This is a genomic window from Acinetobacter sp. B51(2017) (assembly GCF_003711395.1).
In the GTDB taxonomy this organism is placed as follows: domain Bacteria; phylum Pseudomonadota; class Gammaproteobacteria; order Pseudomonadales; family Moraxellaceae; genus Acinetobacter.
This window is the reverse complement of record NZ_PJRJ01000013.1, coordinates 63,128-82,860: the sequence shown is the minus strand read 5'-3', so window position 1 is coordinate 82,860 and position 19,733 is coordinate 63,128. Positions and strand designations below refer to the sequence as shown.

The window sequence follows — 19,733 nt, the reverse complement described above, 5'->3', positions numbered from 1 at the left end:
TTTTCGGGCGTTCGATTGAACATTCTGTCGCATCAATAATGACCCAGTTAAAGTGTTCTTCTGCTGTGGTTATGCTTCGTTTTGGCAGGGTAAAACGTCTTGATTTCATCAATGCATCTTCAACCTTTTTAATGGTTCGATTCACATTACTTTCAGCGATATGGTAATTTGCCGCTAACTCCAGTTGAGTGCTATAGTTGCGTAAGTAATTGAGAGTTAATAACAACTGATCCTCTATATCTAAAGTATGAGGTCGACCTGATTTCTTCTTGAGTGATTCTGCTTTTTCTAGAACCTCTACCATCTCAGTAAAAACTTGTCGAGGTACGCCAACCAAGCGTTTGAATTCAGAATCTGAAAAACGGTTTAATTTCTGATATCTCATGGAATTTATATGGAGGTGATTTTTACTTTCGCAAGAGGTGTATTATAAAAAGAGAGTTTAGAGTGGGAATTTGGGATTTTATTGTTAATAATTGGACGGTTATTGGTAGTACTACGGTATTGAATATACTTCTTTTGAAATTACTAGATAAATGGATTCGGAGAGATGAAATAATTTTACAAAAAACGATAAATCAAGGTCTAGAGAAATTTAAATCAGACTTAGCTACCTTGAACAATCAAAAGCAATTGGAGTTAGACAAGGAATTGGAAATATTAAAAAATGATTTAAAACACAATTTAGATAAAGAAATTGAAAGTTTGAAAGCTAATCTAAGTGCTGAAAATAATGAAAAGCTCTCGCATTTAAACAGAGATTTGGAAAGGGTTAAAAGTGAACTTGCGTTACAAAATAATAGATTACAAGCTGCATATTCAGGAATTTTAAAAGATCAGATAGAGGCTTTAAAGAGGTTATATACCCTTATTCTTGATTTTGAAGATGCTTTGAGTGATCGTAAAAGAGATAAGAATAATTATGAAATCTTCCTGAAACCATTAATAGTTCTAGATAATTTTAAGAATGAGTATTATAAAAATGCTATTTTCATTCCTAAAGTGTTAGATGAAAAGATTCTAGATATTTTGGGTTTTGGCTTTCAAGAACATTACTTGAATTTGCGTCAAAAAGCGGAAGAAGTTGCTATAAGTGGAAATTTAGAAAAAGCCAATCAATTAAGTGAACAAGCAATAAATAATGAATTAAATTTACGGAAGCTTAGAGATGATTTTCGAGATGAAATTAGATTGATTTTAGGATTAGCTAGCTAAATTCATCACACAACCTACACTCCAACATCACCCCTAACTTTTCCTTGCGTCCTTGTTCCGTCATCACCCAAGGACGGTTTTGCCATGGTGGATTATGCCGAACATGCTGACTATGCCCACAGGCAAGTTTGGCGACCCAATGTTTCTCATCATCTAAATAAAAATCTACGATTGCCTGTAACATCAGTTTAAAAATCCTTTACAGCAAAAAGCATAACCACACCATAAAATAGCCATGCACATGCTGCAATCTCCGCTATACTTTTGCCAATTTAAATCGTAATTGAGCACAAAAATATGCGCGTACTTGTGGTGATGGATCCCATCGAAAATGTAAACCTGAAAAAAGATTCAACTATGGCAATGCTTTGGGCAGCAGCGCGTCGTGGTCATGAATTAGGTTATGCTTTGCAGCAAGATTTATATATTGATCAAGGCAAAGCATTTGGCTTAATTGCGCCATTAAAAGTCTTTGAAGACGTTAACCACTACTACGAGCTAGGCGAAAAACAAAAAGAATCAATTGCAGATTACGATGTGGTGCTGATGCGTAAAGACCCACCTTTTGATATGAACTTTGTGTATACCACTTACATTTTAGAACAAGCAGAACGTGAAGGCGCATGGATTATTAACAAGCCGCAAAGCTTACGTGACTGTAATGAAAAGCTTTTTGCTACCCAGTTCCCAGAACTACAAGTGCCGACTTTAGTCACTTCACAAGATTCATTAATCCGTGAGTTTATTGCCAAACACCAAGATGTGATTGTCAAACCACTAGATGGTATGGGCGGTATGGGGATTTTCCGTTTAACCGCAAATGGCGCAAATATTGGTTCGACACTTGAAATGCTGACACAGATGGGACAGCAGCCGATTATGGCACAGCGTTATATTCCTGAAATTATTGATGGTGATAAACGCATTTTAATGGTCAATGGTGAAGCTGTACCGTATTGCTTGGCGCGTATCCCACAAAATGGTGAAACGCGTGGTAACTTGGCAGCAGGTGGTCGTGGTGAAGCACGTCCTTTGACTGAAAATGACAAAGCGATTGCGGCTAAAGTGGGGCCTTTTTTACGTGAAAAAGGTTTAGTTTTTGTAGGTCTGGATGTCATTGGTGACTACGTGACAGAAATTAATGTCACCAGTCCAACCTGTATTCGTGAAATTGACAACCAATTTGCTACTTCAATTGCAGATGATTTGTTTGAGGTATTAGAGCAAGGTTTGAAAGCTTAAAAAATCGATTGTATATTTCAAAAAAAGAGCCATGATTCGGCTCTTTTTTGTTGTACTGTAGTGTGACTTATTTCACAAAATTAAAAAACAAGATAAAATATAAAGCTCAGTTTAAGAAAAGCAAGTTTATAGAATGTGTATATAATTTATAAGCTTATTTGCTGTTGATAATAAAACTAGTTTAAATTTGTCGATCTAAGGAAAAAAACCAATAAAATGCCGAGTGAAAAAAAGTAAATAAACTTTCAAGCCCGCATTTTTGTGATTACAATTGTCCGCTTATAAAGATCTTTCATTAGCCATATCTGAATTGAAGAAATAGACCGTGAGCCAAGCGCAGAAACAACAACCTAAACATGTCATGATGATGGCCGCAGGTACGGGTGGACATGTCTTCCCCGCCTTAGCCGTTGCCAAAGAATTACAACAACAAGGGGTTGAAGTATCGTGGTTGGCAACGCCATCAGGTATGGAAAACCGCCTATTACAAAATCAAAATATTCCGATTTATCAAATTGATATTCAAGGTGTACGCGGTAATGGCATAGTACGTAAATTACTTGCACCGTTTAAAATTTTAAAAGCCACATTAAGTGCTATGAAATACATGAAGCAGCTGAAAGTGGATGCAGTGGCAGGTTTTGGCGGATATGTGGCAGGGCCGGGTGGTTTAGCAGCACGCGCTTTGGGTATTCCTGTGATTATTCATGAGCAAAATGCGGTGGCAGGCTTTACCAATACCCAATTATCGCGTGTCGCAAAAACGGTTTGTGAGGCCTTTCCAAATACTTTTCCAAAAAGTACTAAGGTCGTTGCGACAGGTAACCCTGTACGTAAAGAAATTACCGAAATTCTAAGTCCTGCTTGGCGTTATGAACAACGCGAAAAAGCAGGTTTACCATTAAGGATATTAATTGTAGGTGGTTCACTAGGTGCACAAGCACTCAATGAGCGAGTTCCTGCTGCCTTAATGCAATTGGGTATGCCTTTAGATGTTTATCATCAGTGTGGTCAAAAAAATAAAGACAGTACTGCTACACGTTATCAAAATGCACCAAGTCAGCTCAAAGTGGAAGTAAAGCCTTTTATTGAAGATATGGCAAAAGCCTATGCAGATGCAGATTTAATTATTTGCCGTGCGGGTGCGCTCACTGTTACTGAAATTGCAACTGCGGGTGTTGCTGCAATTTTTGTACCCTTACCAAGTGCGGTGGATGATCACCAAACCGCAAACGCTAAATTTTTAGCCAATGCAGGCGCTGCCAAAATTTGCCCACAAGGCACTATGACACCTGAAAGTTTAACAGAACTCTTAGCACCATTGATGAATCGCCAAACACTGTCACAGATGGCAGTAAAAGCCCGTCAACATGCTCAACCTGATGCAACCCAACATGTGGTTCGTTTAATTCAAGAATTGTAATCCGAGTAACTTATGTCTCCATCTACACCTGCTGAACAAGCGAAAAAGTTAATTAAAGTGCCAGAAATGCGCCGTATCAAACACATTCACTTTGTGGGTATTGGTGGGGCAGGGATGTGTGGTATTGCCGAAGTACTTAAAAACCAAGGTTACAACGTTTCAGGCTCGGATATTAAAGCCTCGAAAACCACAGCCCAGCTCGAAGAAAATGGCATTCAGGTGTATTTAGGTCATGCGGCTGAAAACATTGTCAATGCTGATGTGTTGGTGGTTTCAACTGCGATTGACCCTGAAAACCCAGAAGTAAAAGCAGCTCTAGAAAATCGTATTCCTGTGGTGCGCCGTGCCGAAATGCTTGGTGAACTCATGCGTTACCGTCATGGTATTGCTGTAGCAGGTACACATGGTAAAACCACAACTACAAGTTTAGTAACGTGTATGTTGGCGGAAGAAAACCTCGATCCAACTTATGTGATTGGTGGTTTATTGAATCGTACTGGCGTAAATGCCGCATTGGGTGCGAGTCGTTATATTGTGGCTGAAGCAGACGAATCAGATGCGTCATTCTTACATTTACAGCCAATGGCAACCATTGTGACGAACATTGATGCTGACCATATGGATACCTATGGTGGTAGCTTTGATGTACTTAAAGACACTTTTGTTCAGTTCCTACAAAAACTTCCATTCTATGGTTTAGCTGTAGTATGTGGCGATGATGCCAATATTCGTGAAATTATGCCGCGTATTGGTCGTCCATTGTTAACCTATGGTTTTAATGAAGATAACGACATTCGTGCGGTAGATGTAGAGCAAGATGGCATGCAATCGCACTTTACTGTATTACGTAAAGACCGTGAGCCATTACGTGTGACGATTAATATGCCAGGCGCGCACAATATTTTAAATGCTCTGGCTGCCATTGGGATTGCCACAGACGAAGGTGTTTCTGATGGTGCAATTTGCCGTGCTCTAGAAAGCTTTAGTGGTGTAGGTCGTCGTTTCCAAATTCAAGGTCAGTTTGAAGTGCAAGGTGGTGATGTGAAATTAGTCGATGACTATGGTCACCATCCAAAAGAAGTGGAAGCAACTATTAAAGCTGCGCGTCAAAGTCATCCTGATCGTCGTTTAGTGATGATGTTCCAACCGCATCGTTTTAGCCGTACCCGTGACTGCTTTGATGACTTCGTAGATGTATTGTCACAAGTCGATCAATTGCTATTGTTAGAAGTGTATCCTGCTGGTGAAAAACCAATTGTGGGCGCTGACAGTCGTGCCTTAGCGCGTAGTATCCGTTTACGTGGCGATGTCGAGCCAATTTTGGTCGATCCAGTAGAAGGTAATCTACAAAACGCGATGCAAAAAGTGTTACAAGCGAATGACTTGTTATTAACGCAAGGCGCGGGTAATGTGGGTAGCATCTCAGTTGAATTAGCACACAATCATTTATATTTAAAATAAGCATGTGTTTGTGAATTTGATTGAAAATCATAACAACTTTTAAGGATATTAGCGTGTCAGATGTTTCAAAATTCGGCAAAGTTGCCGTATTACTAGGTGGTAAGTCAGCAGAGCGTCAAGTGTCTCTCGATAGCGGGACGGCAGTACTTGAAGCATTAGTACGTTCAGGGGTAAATGCGGAAGCTTTTGATCCGCAAGAACGTAGTGTCACTGAGCTAGTTGGCTATGATCGTGCTTTTATTGTATTGCATGGGCGTGGTGGTGAAGACGGTCAAATTCAAGGCACTTTAGAGTGGCTAAATATCCCTTACACTGGTACAGGTGTACAGGGTTCAGCGATTGGTATGGATAAGGTTAAAACCAAGCAAGTTTGGCAAGGCTCTGAATTGCCAACAGCACCTTATCGTATTGTCAGTAAAGATTCTAATTTAGAAGAAATTGTGGGCTCAATTGGTCTACCATTTATTATTAAGCCTGTGCATGAAGGCTCAAGCATTGGCATGAGTAAAGTTGAAAGAATTGAAGACTTTGCCGAAGCAATTGCTAAAGCGACTCAGCATGATGCTGTAGTCATGGCAGAAAAATGGATTACGGGTCGTGAATTTACCATTGTGATTTTAAATGGTCAGGCATTACCGGTGATTCGTTTACAACCACCTGCAGATGTTGCTTTCTACGATTTTGAAGCCAAATACAATCGTAATGATGTGCAATATGGTATTCCATGTGGCTTAAGCGCAGATGAAGAACAACGCTTACAAGCGTTGTGCCTACGTGCTTTCCAAGCGGTAGGTGCAAGTGGTTGGGGCCGTATTGATGCCATGCAAGACGAGCAAGGCAATTTCTGGTTATTAGAAGTCAACACCGTACCTGGCATGACCAGTCATTCATTAGTGCCTAAAGCTGCCGCAGCGGTGGGCTATAGCTTTGATGAACTCTGTGTTGCGATTTTAGAGCAAACCTTAATGGATGCGGCTCACTAAGTCATGGTACAACTTCCTGCTACAATGCGGCGTAAACGCAAAGCGATTACCTCGATTCATGAAAAACCACCTACTAAGCAAGAAAAACTTGCCAATGCAGGTGGTTGGCTCCTCTTGGTTATTGCCTTCGCTGTATTGGCAGTAGGAATTTATGCGCTATATAAAGTGATGACAGATGCCCATGTAGCAGAGCTTGACGTTGTCGGGACACGTTCTAATACCGAAAGCGCCAAAGTTGTGCAGCATGTTACACCTGTAATCAAAGAAAATTACTTTACTTCAGATTTGGAAGTTATACGCGATCGTACACTTGAGCTTTCTTGGGTAGATCGTGTCGTGGTATCACGAGCATGGCCAAATGCCATTCGGGTACGAGTCATGCCGCGCCATGCTATTGCCCGTTGGGGTACAGGACGTTTACTCAGTGATAATGGCGTAGTATTTAGCGAAGTCGATGCCAAAAATTATCAGCATCTACCGCTATTACATGGGCCTGTGCATCAATCAGAAATGATGATGCGTCGCTATAACGAAATTAACCAACTGTTTTTACCAGTAAATTTGCGTCTCAAAGAATTATATTTAACTGACCGAATGACTTGGTTTATGCAGTTTGATTCTGGTCTGCGTGTTATTGTAGATCAAGATCAAACCATGAGTAAGCTGCAACGCTTAAGTCACTTAGCACAAACTGACTTTAAACCAGTGTGGTCAAAAATGTCTTCCATTGATTTACGCTACCGCAATGGTCTAGCAATTCAATGGTTACATTCAGCTGCACCTGCGATTGCGAGTGGTCACTTTGTTGTAACTAAAAATGACACAAGCATTGCAACACAAACACAGGCAAAGCCATAATTTGGCTTTATAAATAGAGGCTTAAGGCCAGAAATTAAACCAACATAATGGTAGTAGTGAATAATGAGTGAAGCTGTTCCCTCGGTTGTTGCGATTGACATTGGGACGCACAAAGTTTCGGTTTTGATTGGTAAGGTACATGCGCCAGATAAAATCCAAGTTATTGGTATGGCAACAGCTCGTAACCGAGGCATGAATAAAGGGAAAATTGTTAGTCTCGATAAAGTTATCACTGCAATCAAAAATGCTGTGCAAGAAGCCGAAGATATGGCGGAATGCCGTGTGCATTCGGCTTGGGTATCTATTCCGAGTGCAGAATTAAAAAGTTGTTATGCCTTTGGTTCTACAGCAATTACCAGCGCTGATAAAACCATTACCACCAGTGAAGTGGTGCGCGCGCTCGAATTGGCTAAAGCCAGTCAAGTGACGCCTGACCATTATTTGGTGAGTGCGGTACCTTTAGGTTTTGATTTGGATGAAGCAGGCGAATGGGTACAAAATCCAATTCGTATGTCAGCAACCAACATGACTGGACATTATCAGTTGATGCAGTTGCCAATTAGCACCATGCAAAACTTAGATCGTGCCATGAAAGGTGCCAATATTGGCGTAGAAAAAATGGTGATTTCTACCCTCGCCACATCAGAAGCTTGCCTGCTAAAAGATGAAAAAGAATACGGCGTATGCTTAATTGATATTGGTGCGGGTACGACCAATATTGCGATGTATATTGAAGGTCGTTTGGCGCTCACCCATACTTTGCAACGTGGTGGTGAGCATGTCACGCGTGATATTGCCGCAGTTTTGCAAACCACAACCGAAGAAGCAGAACGGATTAAATTGCGTTATGGTTGTGTCGATCAAAAAGTGGTTAAACCAGATCATATGATTCAAATTCAAGGCATTGATGGGCCACAAACCATTAGCCGCATTGAATTGACTGATATTATTATTGCGCGTTACGAAGAAATTTTTGGGCAAATTCGTGAACAACTTGAAGAGACAGGTGCTCTACAAGGCTTGTATCATGGTGTGGTTTTGGCAGGTGATGCTTGTCAAATTGAAGGTATGGTGACCTTTGTTCGTCGTATGTTGGGGGTATCTGCGCATTTGGCCAATCCGCCAACTGCAGTATATAGCGATGAAGAACATCAAGCGGCACTGCATCGTTCACAATACGCAACAGCAGCAGGTCTGTTGATATTTAGCCAAAGTGAATTGCCAGAGGCAATTGCTGAGGAAGAAGAAACAAACCAAGTTTCTATTTGGAAGCGTGCTGGCCGCGCTTGGTCTGGTTTAAACGATAAGTTGAAATCATTCTTTTAATGGTGAATCTGCGGTAAAAGCGTTAACAATAAGGGCCTAAATCAAGCTTAGACTTGACAAGCTCGAACTTGAACAGCATGCTTTAAAGCAATTTTTGTTTATTAAATATAAGGCAGTGTACGGGCTTAAGTGGCTGCCAGTTATGAATTAGGAAATCTAAAGGTCATGGCCTCATTTGAATTTTTTGAAGATGATCAAACCGATAGCAACGGTCAAGCCCGTTTTACTGTGTTTGGTGTAGGTGGTGCTGGCGGTAATGCTGTGCAACACATGTTGGAATCTGACATTCAAGGCGTAAAATTTGTCTGTGCCAATACAGACCGTCAAGCTTTAGATCGCATGAATGCTCAATTTAAAATCCAACTGGGTGAGCAAAGTACACGCGGCCTAGGTGCTGGTGCTAATCCACAAGTGGGTCAAGCTGCTGCTGAAGAAAGTCGTGAAATCATTCGCCAACACTTAGAAGGCACGGATATGGTATTCGTGACTGCAGGTATGGGCGGTGGTACAGGAACAGGTGCTGCGCCTGTGGTTGCTGAAATTGCCAAAGAAATGGGCATTTTAACAGTAGGTGTTGTCACGACACCATTTAACTTTGAAGGTAAACGCCGTCTACTTTCTGCAGAAAAAGGCATCGAAGCTTTAGAGCAACACGTTGACTCTTTAATTATCATTCCAAACCAACGCTTACTCAAAGTTTTCCGTGACATCTCAATGAAAGATGCTTACAAAAAAGCGGATGATGTGTTGTTAAATGCAGTACGCAGTATCTTTGATCTTGTGGTACGTCCAGGTCATATCAACCTTGACTTCGCCGATTTAAAAACTGCCATGAGCACACGCGGTTATGCCATGATGGGTGCAGGTCTTGGTCGTGGTGAAAACCGTGCACGTCAAGCTGCTGAACAAGCGATTCGTAGTCCACTACTCGACAACGTAACGATTATGAATGCCAAAGGCATCTTAATTAACGTGACTGGTGGTGATGATGTAACCTTTGGCGAAATCGAAGAAATTACTGATGTAGTCAACCAAATCGTCGATCTTGATGAAGGTCAAGTGTTCTACGGTACGGTATTTGATCCAGATGCGCGTGATGAAATTAGCGTAACTGTGATTGCGACAGGTTTAACCCGTAATTCTGCTGACTCTGCAGATGTAGTCAAGCGTCCAGCTGCTAAGACACAAGTGCCAAATGCTTCTGCAGTACAGCAAACAGCAGTGGATGATGATGACGTACCTGCAATTCAACGCCAAAATACCGATGCAACAGCAGCGCCAGTTGCACCTGCAGCTAGCGGTCGCCCAACGCCGATGAGTATCCAAGATTACCTTAAAAATCAACAACGTAAGTAATATGTAACAAAATATGTTTACATTGTTACAACGTAAAAGGTAGCCCAAGGGCTACCTTTTTGTTTCTGTACAATGGCGAAATATGCTAACGTATAGCGGTTTAAGCGAAATGATTGAACTGATATGTTGAAACAAAGAACCCTAAAACGTGTCGTGAAAGCGAGCGGAATTGGTCTGCACAGTGGTCAAAAAGTATTTATGAACTTTGTACCTCACCATGCGGATGGGGGAATTGTGTTTCGTCGTATTGACCTTGATCCAGTGGTGGATATACCAGCCGATGCGATGCTGATTCAAGAGGCCTTTATGTGCTCGAATTTGGTACAAAACAATGCCAAAGTCGGTACCATTGAGCATGTGATGAGTGCGATCGCAGGTCTTGGGATTGATAACTTAATTGTAGAAGTCTCTGCCTCAGAATTGCCGATTATGGATGGTAGTGCTGGTCCATTTATCTACCTTTTGATGCAAGGAGGTTTACAAGAGCTTGATGCACCCAAGAAATTTATTAAAATTTTAAAGCCTGTTGAAGCCTTGATTCAGGATAAAAAAGCCATTTTTAGCCCGCACGATGGTTTTCAGCTGAACTTTACCATTGATTTTGATCATCCTGCTTTCCAAAAAGAATATCAATCCGCCACGATTGACTTCTCAACTGAAACATTTGTCTATGAAGTCAGCGAAGCGCGCACTTTTGGTTTTATGAAGGATCTAGACTATCTCAAAGCCAATAATTTAGCTTTGGGTGCCAGTTTAGAAAACGCCATTGGGGTGGATGATACAGGCGTAGTGAATGAAGAAGGTTTACGTTTTTCTGACGAATTTGTAAGACATAAAATCTTAGATGCAGTGGGTGACCTATACCTGATGGGTCACCAAATTATTGCAAAATTCGATGGTTACAAATCAGGTCATGCCCTCAATAATCAATTGCTACGCAATGTGCAAAGTGATCCAAGTAGCTATGAAATTGTAACATTTGATGACGTTGAAAAATGTCCGATCAGTTATGTAACAATTGCATAAGTTATTGTCTTTTCGTGTAAATGTTATAATGTAACAAATACATCTGTGATTTAAGTCACAAATCTATTTCATCATTTGCTCGATATAGAAATGAGAATTACTTTTTTTTGCTTGCCAAACGTAGCATCGCTTGGCTAAGCTTAGGGTCGTTCACAAAGCAAGCAGCATCACGTAACAAATCTTGTGTTTCAGCTTGTAATTGCCTAGAACAATTTTCATTTTTTACAGGTGTTTGAGTTTTATTTCTCAGACGCACTTGGATTTTTTGTAAATTTTCTAGCCCAGTAATTTGTGACAATTGTTGTATGTATTGCTTTTGAAGATAGCCGAGTTGACTAATCATGGCTTGATTTTCACCGGTAATCGTCAAAATACCATTTTGATAACACACAACTTGCCATTGCTCTGGTTGGGGCAGGAGCGGTTGGATAAGTTTGCTAAGTTTCTGCCATGCAGCAACTTGCGTTGAGAGAAACGTTAAGTTTCCTGTTTTTAGATGTTTACTTGTTTGCCCAAAAACGTTTACAGGTTCAGACATACATTATTCCTTCATGTTTATGTTCTAATCTTATGCGCTTCTTTTGGTTAAGATCAAGGACGAGATCCAGACAAGGGAACTTTGCTAAAAACAGTTTAAAGAGGTTTTTTTATGCATTTGCGACGTATTTTTGTAGCGTGTACTTTAGCAGCTTCAGCTTCAACCGTAGCTTTAGCTGAGTTAGTGGATCTAAAAGCCAATCAGGCACAAGTTTTAGATTTGAAAGCCGATTCTAGTCCTGATCGTTTAGAGCAGCTGACCAAAACTTTAGCGCAAGGTTCTTATTCAGAGTTTAAAACAGCGACAGAAGTTGCAGCGCTTAAACCAACTGAAATTAACGTTACAATTCGTGGTGCAGAAAAAACCACCGTATTAAATAACGAATTACTCGAGAAGAAGTATCCAAGCACAACTGCAAAAGACTACTCTGCGTCTTCTTCAGTATCGAGCAGCCCATATTCTTGGTTATTGGCTCATCCTTTACCTAATGGCCGTGTGAGCTCAAATTACGGCGGTCGTACCATGGGTGGCCGTGCAGAAAACCATTCTGGTTTAGATCTTGCTGCACCAACAGGGACACCAATTTATGCTACAGGTCCAGGTGTCGTGACCAAGTCAGGTTGGGGCACAGGTTATGGTCAATATGTTGAAATTAATCATGGCAATGGTTATGTCACGCGTTATGCGCATGCATCACGTCTAATTGCCCGTGTGGGTGAGCGTGTGAAAGCAGGTCAGCATATTGCCAATGTAGGTTGTACAGGTCGTTGTACTGGCCCACATTTACACTATGAAGTAGTAAAAAATGGTCAACGTAAAAATCCATCACCTTATTTAGCAATGTTGCGTTAATTTGCCCCATATTTATACATTTAATGTATGAATTGTCAGCAAAGCAATTCGCGCCGCAAACAACTAAATAAATGAATGCCTTTATTTTAACCAAGGCTATCATGTAAAAAGTATAGTTATTGTACGATAAACCGCCTAAAAAGGCGGTTTTTTGTTGTTTTATTGCGATCTAAACGAACTACTATTTAGCTATGAAATACACCTGTCTAACTATATTCAGCTGTGGCGATAACTTAATACATCTAAAGTATGATACATATACATCCTAATATAAGTATATGGAATGGTAGATTATGGCGTTTTATGGTGATACTGACGCGCAAGAAACCCAAGAATGGCAAGAGGCGTTTGATTCTGTAGTTGAACACATGGGCACAGAACGTGCGGCCTTTTTATTAGAAAAATTGTATCAACGCGCGATTGCAAAGCATGTTCCCATTCAGCGCCTAAATACACCTTACTTAAATACAATTTCTGTAGCCGAACAACCAGCGCTGCCGGGTGATCCAGATATGGAACGCCGTATTCGTGCTTTAATCCGTTGGAACGCATTGGCAATGGTATTACGTGCGAACAAAACGGGTGATGACTTAGGTGGTCACTTAGCGAGTTTCGCGTCTTCTGCAACTTTATATGATGTTGGTTTTAACCACTTCTTCCGTGCCAATAGCGATAATTTTGGCGGCGACATGATTTATTACCAAGGTCACTGTGCCCCAGGTATTTATGCACGTTCGTTCTTAGAAGGTCGTTTAACTGAAGATCATTTAAATAACTTCCGTCGTGAAGTCGATGGCGTTGGTTTACCGTCATACCCTCACCCGTATTTAATGCCAGACTACTGGCAGTTCCCAACAGTATCGATGGGTCTTGGTCCAATCATGTCGATTTACCAAGCACACATTCAAAAATACTTAATGAACCGTGGCTTAATCAAAGAAGAAGACCGTAAAGTTTGGGCTTATCTGGGTGATGGAGAGATGGACGAGCCAGAAAGTACAGGTGCAATTGCGCTTGCTGGTCGTGAAAAGCTCGACAACCTTGTATGGGTTGTTAACTGTAACTTACAGCGTCTAGATGGTCCGGTACGTGGTAACGGCAAAATTATTCAAGAATTAGAATCTCTATTCCGCGGTGCGGGCTGGCGTGTCATTAAAGTGGTATGGGGTCGTCATTGGGATCCACTACTCGATAAAGATAAATCTGGCGCTTTAAAAGCGATTATGGAAGAAGCCGTAGATGGCGACTACCAACGTTACCAAGTAAAAGGTGGTGCTTACACACGTGCGCACTTCTTTGGTAAATACCCAGAAGCGGAAGAACTGGTTAAAAACTTAAGCGATGAAGACATCGACAACTTAAACCGCGGTGGTCATGACCCGTACAAGGTTTATGCAGCTTATGCAGAAGCGATGAAATCGACAGGTCAACCTACAGTCATCTTAGCAAAAACTGTGAAAGGTTATGGTTTGTCTGAAGAAATCGAAGCGGTAAACAAGACGCACCAAATCAAGAAAATGCAGCTTGAATCGCTGAAATATGTCCGTAACCGTTTCAACTTGCCATTCACTGATGAGCAATTAGAAGAAGTTCCGTTCTACCGTCCAAGTGAAAACTCGCCTGAAATTAAATACATGAAGGCACGTCGTGAAGCGTTAGGTGGTTACCTACCGGCACGTCGTAAAGAAAGCGAATTACTTGCGATTCCAGAATTATCTGTATTTGATGCAGTACTTGCAGGCTCTAACGGTAAGCAACAATCAACCACCATGGTGATGGTGCGCTTAATTTCTGCTTTATTAAAAGAAAAAGCCATTAAAGACCGTGTTGTTCCAATTGTTCCAGATGAAGCACGTACATTTGGTTTAGAAGGTATGTTCCGTCAGTTGGGTATTTATGCCGCACACGGTCAAAAGTACACCCCAGAAGACCAAGAACAATTGATGCATTACCGTGAAGCAAAAGACGGTCACATGCTACAAGAAGGGATTAACGAAGCAGGTGCGATGAGCGCATGGGCTGCGTTGGCAACAAGTTATTCAACCAACAACTTGCCAATGATTCCAATGTATATGTACTACTCGATGTTTGGTTTCCAACGTATTGGTGACATTGCATGGGCAGCAGGCGATGCACAAGCACAAGGCTTCTTATTAGGTGCAACTGCAGGTCGTACAACGCTTAACGGTGAAGGCTTACAGCACCAAGATGGTCACTCACACATCTTAGCCAACACAATTCCAAACTGTGTCTCTTATGATCCATGTTTCGGTTACGAATTGGCTGTTATCGTACATGACGGTTTAAAACGTATGTATGTGAACCAAGAGCGCGTGTTCTACTACTTAACGGTAATGAACGAAAACTACGAGCATCCTGCAATGCCACAAGGCGTTGAAGAAGGCATTAAACGTGGTATGTACTTACTTGAAGAAGATGAAAAAGCCACTGTTCAGCTGATGGGTTCAGGTGTCATTCTGCGTGAAGTGATTAAAGCGGCGCAAATTCTACGTGACGAATACCAAATTCATTCAAACGTATTTAGCGTAACTAGCTTCAACGAACTTGCGCGTGATGGTATGGCGTGTGAAGAATACAACCGTCTACACCCACTTGCAGAAGAAGTGAAAGAAGCTTGGGTATCAAAACAACTTCGTGGCACTAAAGGTATCGTGGTTTCAGCAACAGACCATATGCGTGCCTACAGCGAACAAATCCGTGCTTACCTTCCAGACAACCGCCCATTTGTAGCGCTTGGTACTGATGGTTATGGTCGTTCAGATACACGCGCCAAATTACGTAGCTACTTCGGTGTAGATGCAGCGCACATTGTGGTTGCAACATTGAAGAAATTGGCTGATGAAGGTGAAGTAGATGCACGCTTAGTCAAAGATGCAATCTCTAGCTTTGAATTAGATACAGATCGTCCAGTGGCTTGGGCACCTCAAGCAACGCCATCAGTGCACGCTGTTGCTGACTACAAAGAGGAGAAATAAGCATGCAAATTACGACTCCTGATATTGGTGTAGATAAAGCGACCGTCGCTGAAATCCTAGTCAAAGTAGGCGATACCATTGCTGTTGATGACAGCATTGTCTTGCTTGAATCTGACAAAGCCTCTGTTGAAGTGCCAAGCACGTCGCAAGGCGTGGTAAAAAGCATTTTAGTTAGCCTTGGTGACGAAGTTGCTGAAGGTGCAGTTTTGGTAGAACTTGAAGCAGAAGGTCAGGCAACACCTGCACCTGCTGCAGAAGCAGCAAAAGCTGAAGCGCCTCAAGCCGAAGTTCAAGCGGCAGCTCCTGTTGCAGCACAAGCTGCGCCTGTAGCGCCAGCAGCATCACAAGTGGTTGATGTGCAAGTGCCTGACATTGGCGTAGAAAAAGCCCTTGTCGGTGAAATCTTAGTTGCTGTAGGCGATGAAATTGATGTAGATCAAAGCATCGTTGTGGTTGAGTCAGACAAAGCCACTGTAGAAGTACCAAGCAGCGTTTCAGGTACAGTTGAATCAATTGAGATTCAAGTAGGTGATAACGTTAAAGAAGGCGTGGTGATTCTAAAGGTCAAAACTGCAGATTCTGCGGCAGCGCCAGCTGCCCCAGTACAAGCAGAAGTTGCTCAAGCTGTGCCTGAATCGCCAAAAGCAGAACAGGCAGCACCTGTTGCCGCTGTAGCAGCAGGCAAAGTTGAAATCGCTGTGCCTGATCTAGGCGTAGACAAAGCAGCTGTAGCTGAAATTCTCGTTGCGGTAGGCGATAAAGTCGAAAAAGACCAAAGCATCATCGTGGTTGAATCAGATAAAGCCACTGTAGAAGTACCAAGCACAGCAACAGGCGTGATTACTTCGATTCATGTTGAATTGGGTCAAAACGTCTCTGAAGGCATTGCTTTAGTTACGATTGAAGCTGAAGGTCAAGCTGCAGCGGCGGCTGCACCTGCACCAGTTGCTGCTAAAGCAGAAACAGCAAAAGCTGCGCCTCAAGCAGCAGTTACAGCTGCACCAGTGGCAACGCCAACAACACATGACGCTGACAAGCTCACCAAAGAGCAAAATGCTGCAAACGCGAAAGTCTATGCAGGCCCTGCAGTGCGTAAATTGGCGCGTGAACTTGGTGTAGTCTTGGCTGAAGTTAAATCTTCAGGTCCTCATGCACGTTTAATGAAAGAAGACTTGTTTGCTTACGTGAAAACACGCTTAACTGCGCCAGCACCTGCTGCTGCTCCAGTGGCGGCTGCGGTTGCTGCAGGCTTACCAAAACTACCAAGTTTTGATGCCTTTGGCGGTGTAGAAGAAAAAGCGTTGACGCGTTTACAACAAGTATCTATTCCACAGTTGTCGTTAAACAACTACATCCCACAAGTCACCCAGTTTGATTTAGCGGATATTACTGAGCTTGAAGCATGGCGTAATGATCTTAAAGGCAACTTTAAGAAAGAAGGTATTAGCCTGACCATTATGGCGTTCATCATCAAGGCAGTTGCGCACTTGCTTAAAGAAGAGCGTGAATTCGCAGGTCACTTGGCGGATGATGGTAAATCTGTATTGTTACGTAACGAAATCCATATGGGTATCGCTGTAGCAACACCAGATGGTTTAACAGTACCTGTACTGCGTAACCCAGACCAAAAATCAATTAAACAAATTGCAGTTGAGTTGGGTGAGTTGGGTCAAAAAGCACGTGATAAGAAATTGTCACCAAAAGACCTACAGGGTGCGAACTTTACCATTTCTAGCCTCGGTGCAATTGGTGGTACAGCATTTACCCCACTGGTAAACTGGCCACAAGTGGCAATCTTGGGTATTTCACCTGCAACCATGCAACCGGTTTGGAATGGTCAAGGTTTTGATCCACGCCTCATGCTTCCATTGTCATTATCATACGATCACCGTGTGATTAATGGTGCTGATGCAGCACGCTTTACCAATAAATTGACCAAGCTGCTTAAAGACATTCGTACTTTGTTAATTTGAATTTAATTAGATCTGCTCTCTTTTCTCTTGCGTTTCATTGATAAATATTTCAATTGAAGTTCAGGGAGAAATACAAAGAGGGTGTAAAAAGAAACCCTGCTTCGGCAGGGTTTTTTATTTCAGTTTGTAAATGAATTTTGAATTGACTATAATAGATTCACTTCATTGGGGAGTAGCCGCTGTTCTGCAATAGAACAGGTGATGGTCAACATATTTGCTCTAAACCGAGCATGGTCATCATAGCAAAGAACCAAATAAGCTTCATGAAGCTTTGTTTTGTTGGCAAGACCTTTGATTTATCACTCTGCAGATTTTGGCTAGCAGGAGGGATAAGTCATTGGTATTTATATGCTAGCCAGAGAAACAATCATGCATGAGTTCTTGCTTTCAACTGCCATTGTGGCACTGGCTGAAATGGGCGATAAGACCCAACTCTTGGCTTTATTACTTGCTGCACGTTATCAAAAACCTATTCCAATTTTAATCGCCATTTTACTGGCCACCATTATTAATCATGGTTTGTCAGCGGCATTAGGTCAATGGATTACCACGGTGATTGGACCTGATGTTTTATTGTGGATTGTATCGCTTGGCTTTATTGCTATGGCACTTTGGATGTTGGTGCCAGATGAGCTTGATGATGAAAGCGAAAGTATTCATAAATGGCAGCGTTATGGCGTATTTGGTGCGACGTTTATCTTATTCTTCTTGGCTGAAATTGGCGATAAAACTCAAATTGCCACTGTGGCTTTAGCGGCACGTTTTGATAGTTTGCTGTGGGTGACTGCGGGTACGACATTAGGCATGATGATTGCCAATGCGCCTGCGGTATTTGTTGGCAATAAACTTGCCAATAAACTGCCGATTTCTCTGATTCATAAAATTAGTGCATTAATTTTCTTGACGATTGGTATTTGGACTTTGCTACAGCATTATTTCTTTTAAATTTGAATGTGCAAAAACCCAATCATAGATTGGGTTTTTTTATAGCGGTTAATTTGTGTGATAAATCACTTTATAGGTGAAATTGTTGTAAGTTGTAACAAAACCATATATTTTGTAAGGGATTAAAATTTTATTGAAAAAAATATTGGCTAAGGGGCATGCGATGGCATCAGACCGCACCACATCACAAGTATTATTTGATAATGGTACGCATAAATGTATTAGCTTTACCAGTCTGGTCAAAGGCGAGGGGATTCAGGCCAATCAATTTTTAATTATTGACCATGGACGTGCCGCAGTACTTGACCCAGGGGGTGATTTAACCTATGTGCCATTAACTATGGAGCTAAGTAAATATACCAAACTGAGCCATTTAGATTATGTCATGGCTTCACACCAAGACCCTGATATTATTACCTCTATGCCACGTTGGTTGGTCTATACCGACGCTAAAATTGTTGCGTCAAAACTTTGGGCACGTTTTTTACCGCATTTAAACTCATCCTTTACCAGTGAGCGCATGAAAGGCAATTGGTTGGATCGTTTGATTGAACTGCCTGATCCTGGGCAAGTGATTCCTTTGGGTGAATCTTCGATTGTGGCTGTACCTGCGCACTTTTTACATTCGGTAGGTAATTTCCAATTTTATGACCCGATTGCCAAAATTTTATTTTCTGGTGATATGGGCGCTTCTATTGTTGAAGATGCCAATCAAATTGTTGATAACTTTGAGCTACATACGCGTAAGATGAAAGGCTTTCATCAGCGCTATATGTGTAATAACAAAGTGATTCGCTTGTGGGTCAATATGGTGCGTACCATGGATGTAGACATGATTGTGCCGCAACATGGCTTACCCTTTGTCGGCAAAGCCAAAATCAAACAATTTTTAGATTGGATTGAAACCCTGCAATGCGGTACTGATTTAATGGATGAGAGTGTGTTTAGTTACCCGCCTAAGACTAATCGCTGATAACAAAAATATTGCATTGAAAAAGTAGTTTTTTTAGAATTTTCGCTCCCAAAATTGCTGACGAAAAGAGCTAAAAATGCTATCGCAATTGGTTACACCAGAGTCATGTTTAAGTTGTGGTGCGTGCTGCGCACACTTTCGGGTTTCGTTTTATTGGGCAGAAGGTCTACATCTGCCAGAACACTATACCGAACCTGTAAACGCAGTTTATAGCTGTATGACAGGAACAAACCAAGCTCAGCCTCGTTGTATCGCTTTAGAAGGTGAGATCGGGGAAAGCGTCAGTTGCTCAGTTTATGCGCTGCGTAGCTCAAGTTGTCAGGAAGTTCAAGCGGGCGATAGCCAGTGTAATAAGGCACGCGCGCGTCATAAGATGATTCCTTTGCGACAAATTGAGCCTATGCAGGCAGAAAATGATGAGGATTTTGACCGCGTGGTTTAAAACTTTGGGCAAAGTTAGCTTTGCCCAATTGATAATTAAAAGATGAATTTTCACGAAAAAATTAAAAAAATTTATTATAAAGAAGATCTTGTTTTTAACTAAACTTGCAAAGTATTCAGCAAGA

The 19,733-nt window shown here is 41.7% G+C and carries 18 protein-coding genes and 1 riboswitch; of the genes, 15 read left to right on the top strand and 3 right to left on the bottom strand.

Annotated elements, in window-relative coordinates; translation table 11 throughout:
• Nucleotides 1–385, bottom strand: a 385-nt coding sequence (locus CYK47_RS08200) for a transposase family protein (protein WP_164709168.1), incomplete at its 3' end; no start/stop codon positions are given.
• Nucleotides 386–447: 62 nt separating this feature from the next.
• On the opposite strand from CYK47_RS08200, the gene CYK47_RS08195 reads away from it, so the two are divergent.
• Nucleotides 448–1,215, top strand: coding sequence for a coiled-coil domain-containing protein (locus CYK47_RS08195; protein ID WP_122900667.1), 768 nt, complete (start codon nt 448–450; stop codon nt 1,213–1,215).
• Here the strand turns inward: CYK47_RS08195 and CYK47_RS08190 are convergent.
• Nucleotides 1,208–1,399: a DUF3565 domain-containing protein gene (locus tag CYK47_RS08190; RefSeq protein ID WP_122900665.1), complete on the bottom strand. Its 192-nt coding sequence runs from the start codon at nt 1,397–1,399 to the stop codon at nt 1,208–1,210. The two genes, CYK47_RS08195 and CYK47_RS08190, sit on opposite strands and share 8 nt — an antisense overlap.
• Before the next feature lie 113 nt (nt 1,400–1,512).
• Between CYK47_RS08190 and gshB the strand changes: the two genes are divergently transcribed.
• From gshB to lpxC, 8 genes are all read left to right on the top strand, one after another.
• On the top strand, nt 1,513–2,457 hold the full coding sequence (gene gshB / locus CYK47_RS08185; RefSeq protein WP_122900663.1) for a glutathione synthase: 945 nt from the start codon (nt 1,513–1,515) through the stop codon (nt 2,455–2,457).
• A gap of 325 nt (nt 2,458–2,782) precedes the next feature.
• A complete protein-coding gene (murG, locus tag CYK47_RS08180) occupies nt 2,783–3,880 on the top strand; it encodes an undecaprenyldiphospho-muramoylpentapeptide beta-N-acetylglucosaminyltransferase (RefSeq protein WP_122900661.1) in 1,098 nt (365 codons plus the stop codon).
• 12 nt (nt 3,881–3,892) lie between these two features.
• Complete coding sequence (gene murC / locus CYK47_RS08175) at nt 3,893–5,341, top strand: UDP-N-acetylmuramate--L-alanine ligase (RefSeq protein ID WP_122900659.1); 1,449 nt, start codon at nt 3,893–3,895, stop codon at nt 5,339–5,341.
• A gap of 53 nt (nt 5,342–5,394) precedes the next feature.
• Nucleotides 5,395–6,324, top strand: coding sequence for a D-alanine--D-alanine ligase (locus CYK47_RS08170; RefSeq protein ID WP_122900657.1), 930 nt, complete (start codon nt 5,395–5,397; stop codon nt 6,322–6,324).
• A 3-nt stretch (nt 6,325–6,327) separates the two neighbouring features.
• On the top strand, nt 6,328–7,182 hold the full coding sequence (locus tag CYK47_RS08165) for a cell division protein FtsQ/DivIB (protein ID WP_122900655.1): 855 nt from the start codon (nt 6,328–6,330) through the stop codon (nt 7,180–7,182).
• Nucleotides 7,183–7,245: 63 nt separating this feature from the next.
• Nucleotides 7,246–8,508 (top strand): cell division protein FtsA, encoded by a 1,263-nt coding sequence (gene ftsA, locus CYK47_RS08160; protein WP_122900653.1) that lies wholly within the window; start codon nt 7,246–7,248, stop codon nt 8,506–8,508.
• A gap of 165 nt (nt 8,509–8,673) precedes the next feature.
• Nucleotides 8,674–9,864, top strand: a complete 1,191-nt coding sequence (gene ftsZ / locus CYK47_RS08155; protein WP_122900651.1) for a cell division protein FtsZ — start codon at nt 8,674–8,676, stop codon at nt 9,862–9,864.
• A gap of 123 nt (nt 9,865–9,987) precedes the next feature.
• On the top strand, nt 9,988–10,890 hold the full coding sequence (lpxC, locus tag CYK47_RS08150; protein ID WP_122900648.1) for a UDP-3-O-acyl-N-acetylglucosamine deacetylase: 903 nt from the start codon (nt 9,988–9,990) through the stop codon (nt 10,888–10,890).
• A gap of 97 nt (nt 10,891–10,987) precedes the next feature.
• On the opposite strand, the gene CYK47_RS08145 is transcribed toward lpxC, so the two are convergent.
• Nucleotides 10,988–11,428 carry a DciA family protein gene (locus CYK47_RS08145; RefSeq protein WP_122900646.1) on the bottom strand — a complete coding sequence of 147 codons (441 nt, stop codon included), beginning with the start codon at nt 11,426–11,428 and terminating at the stop codon, nt 10,988–10,990.
• Nucleotides 11,429–11,539: 111 nt separating this feature from the next.
• Between CYK47_RS08145 and CYK47_RS08140 the strand changes: the two genes are divergently transcribed.
• From CYK47_RS08140 to CYK47_RS08115, 6 genes are all read left to right on the top strand, one after another.
• Entirely contained in the window at nt 11,540–12,280 is a 741-nt protein-coding gene (locus tag CYK47_RS08140) for a M23 family metallopeptidase (protein WP_122900644.1), read from the top strand.
• Nucleotides 12,281–12,573: 293 nt separating this feature from the next.
• Entirely contained in the window at nt 12,574–15,276 is a 2,703-nt protein-coding gene (gene aceE / locus CYK47_RS08135; protein ID WP_122900642.1) for a pyruvate dehydrogenase (acetyl-transferring), homodimeric type, read from the top strand.
• Between the two features lie 2 nt (nt 15,277–15,278).
• On the top strand, nt 15,279–17,249 hold the full coding sequence (locus tag CYK47_RS08130) for a 2-oxo acid dehydrogenase subunit E2 (protein ID WP_122900640.1): 1,971 nt from the start codon (nt 15,279–15,281) through the stop codon (nt 17,247–17,249).
• 155 nt (nt 17,250–17,404) lie between these two features.
• A riboswitch (yybP-ykoY riboswitch) is annotated at nt 17,405–17,546 on the top strand.
• Between the two features lie 72 nt (nt 17,547–17,618).
• Nucleotides 17,619–18,194 carry a TMEM165/GDT1 family protein gene (locus tag CYK47_RS08125; protein ID WP_122900638.1) on the top strand — a complete coding sequence of 192 codons (576 nt, stop codon included), beginning with the start codon at nt 17,619–17,621 and terminating at the stop codon, nt 18,192–18,194.
• Nucleotides 18,195–18,357: 163 nt separating this feature from the next.
• Complete coding sequence (locus CYK47_RS08120; protein WP_122900636.1) at nt 18,358–19,167, top strand: oxygen-binding di-iron domain-containing protein; 810 nt, start codon at nt 18,358–18,360, stop codon at nt 19,165–19,167.
• A 76-nt stretch (nt 19,168–19,243) separates the two neighbouring features.
• Nucleotides 19,244–19,609 (top strand): YkgJ family cysteine cluster protein, encoded by a 366-nt coding sequence (locus CYK47_RS08115; RefSeq protein WP_122900634.1) that lies wholly within the window; start codon nt 19,244–19,246, stop codon nt 19,607–19,609.
• Nucleotides 19,610–19,733: the final 124 nt, after the last annotated feature.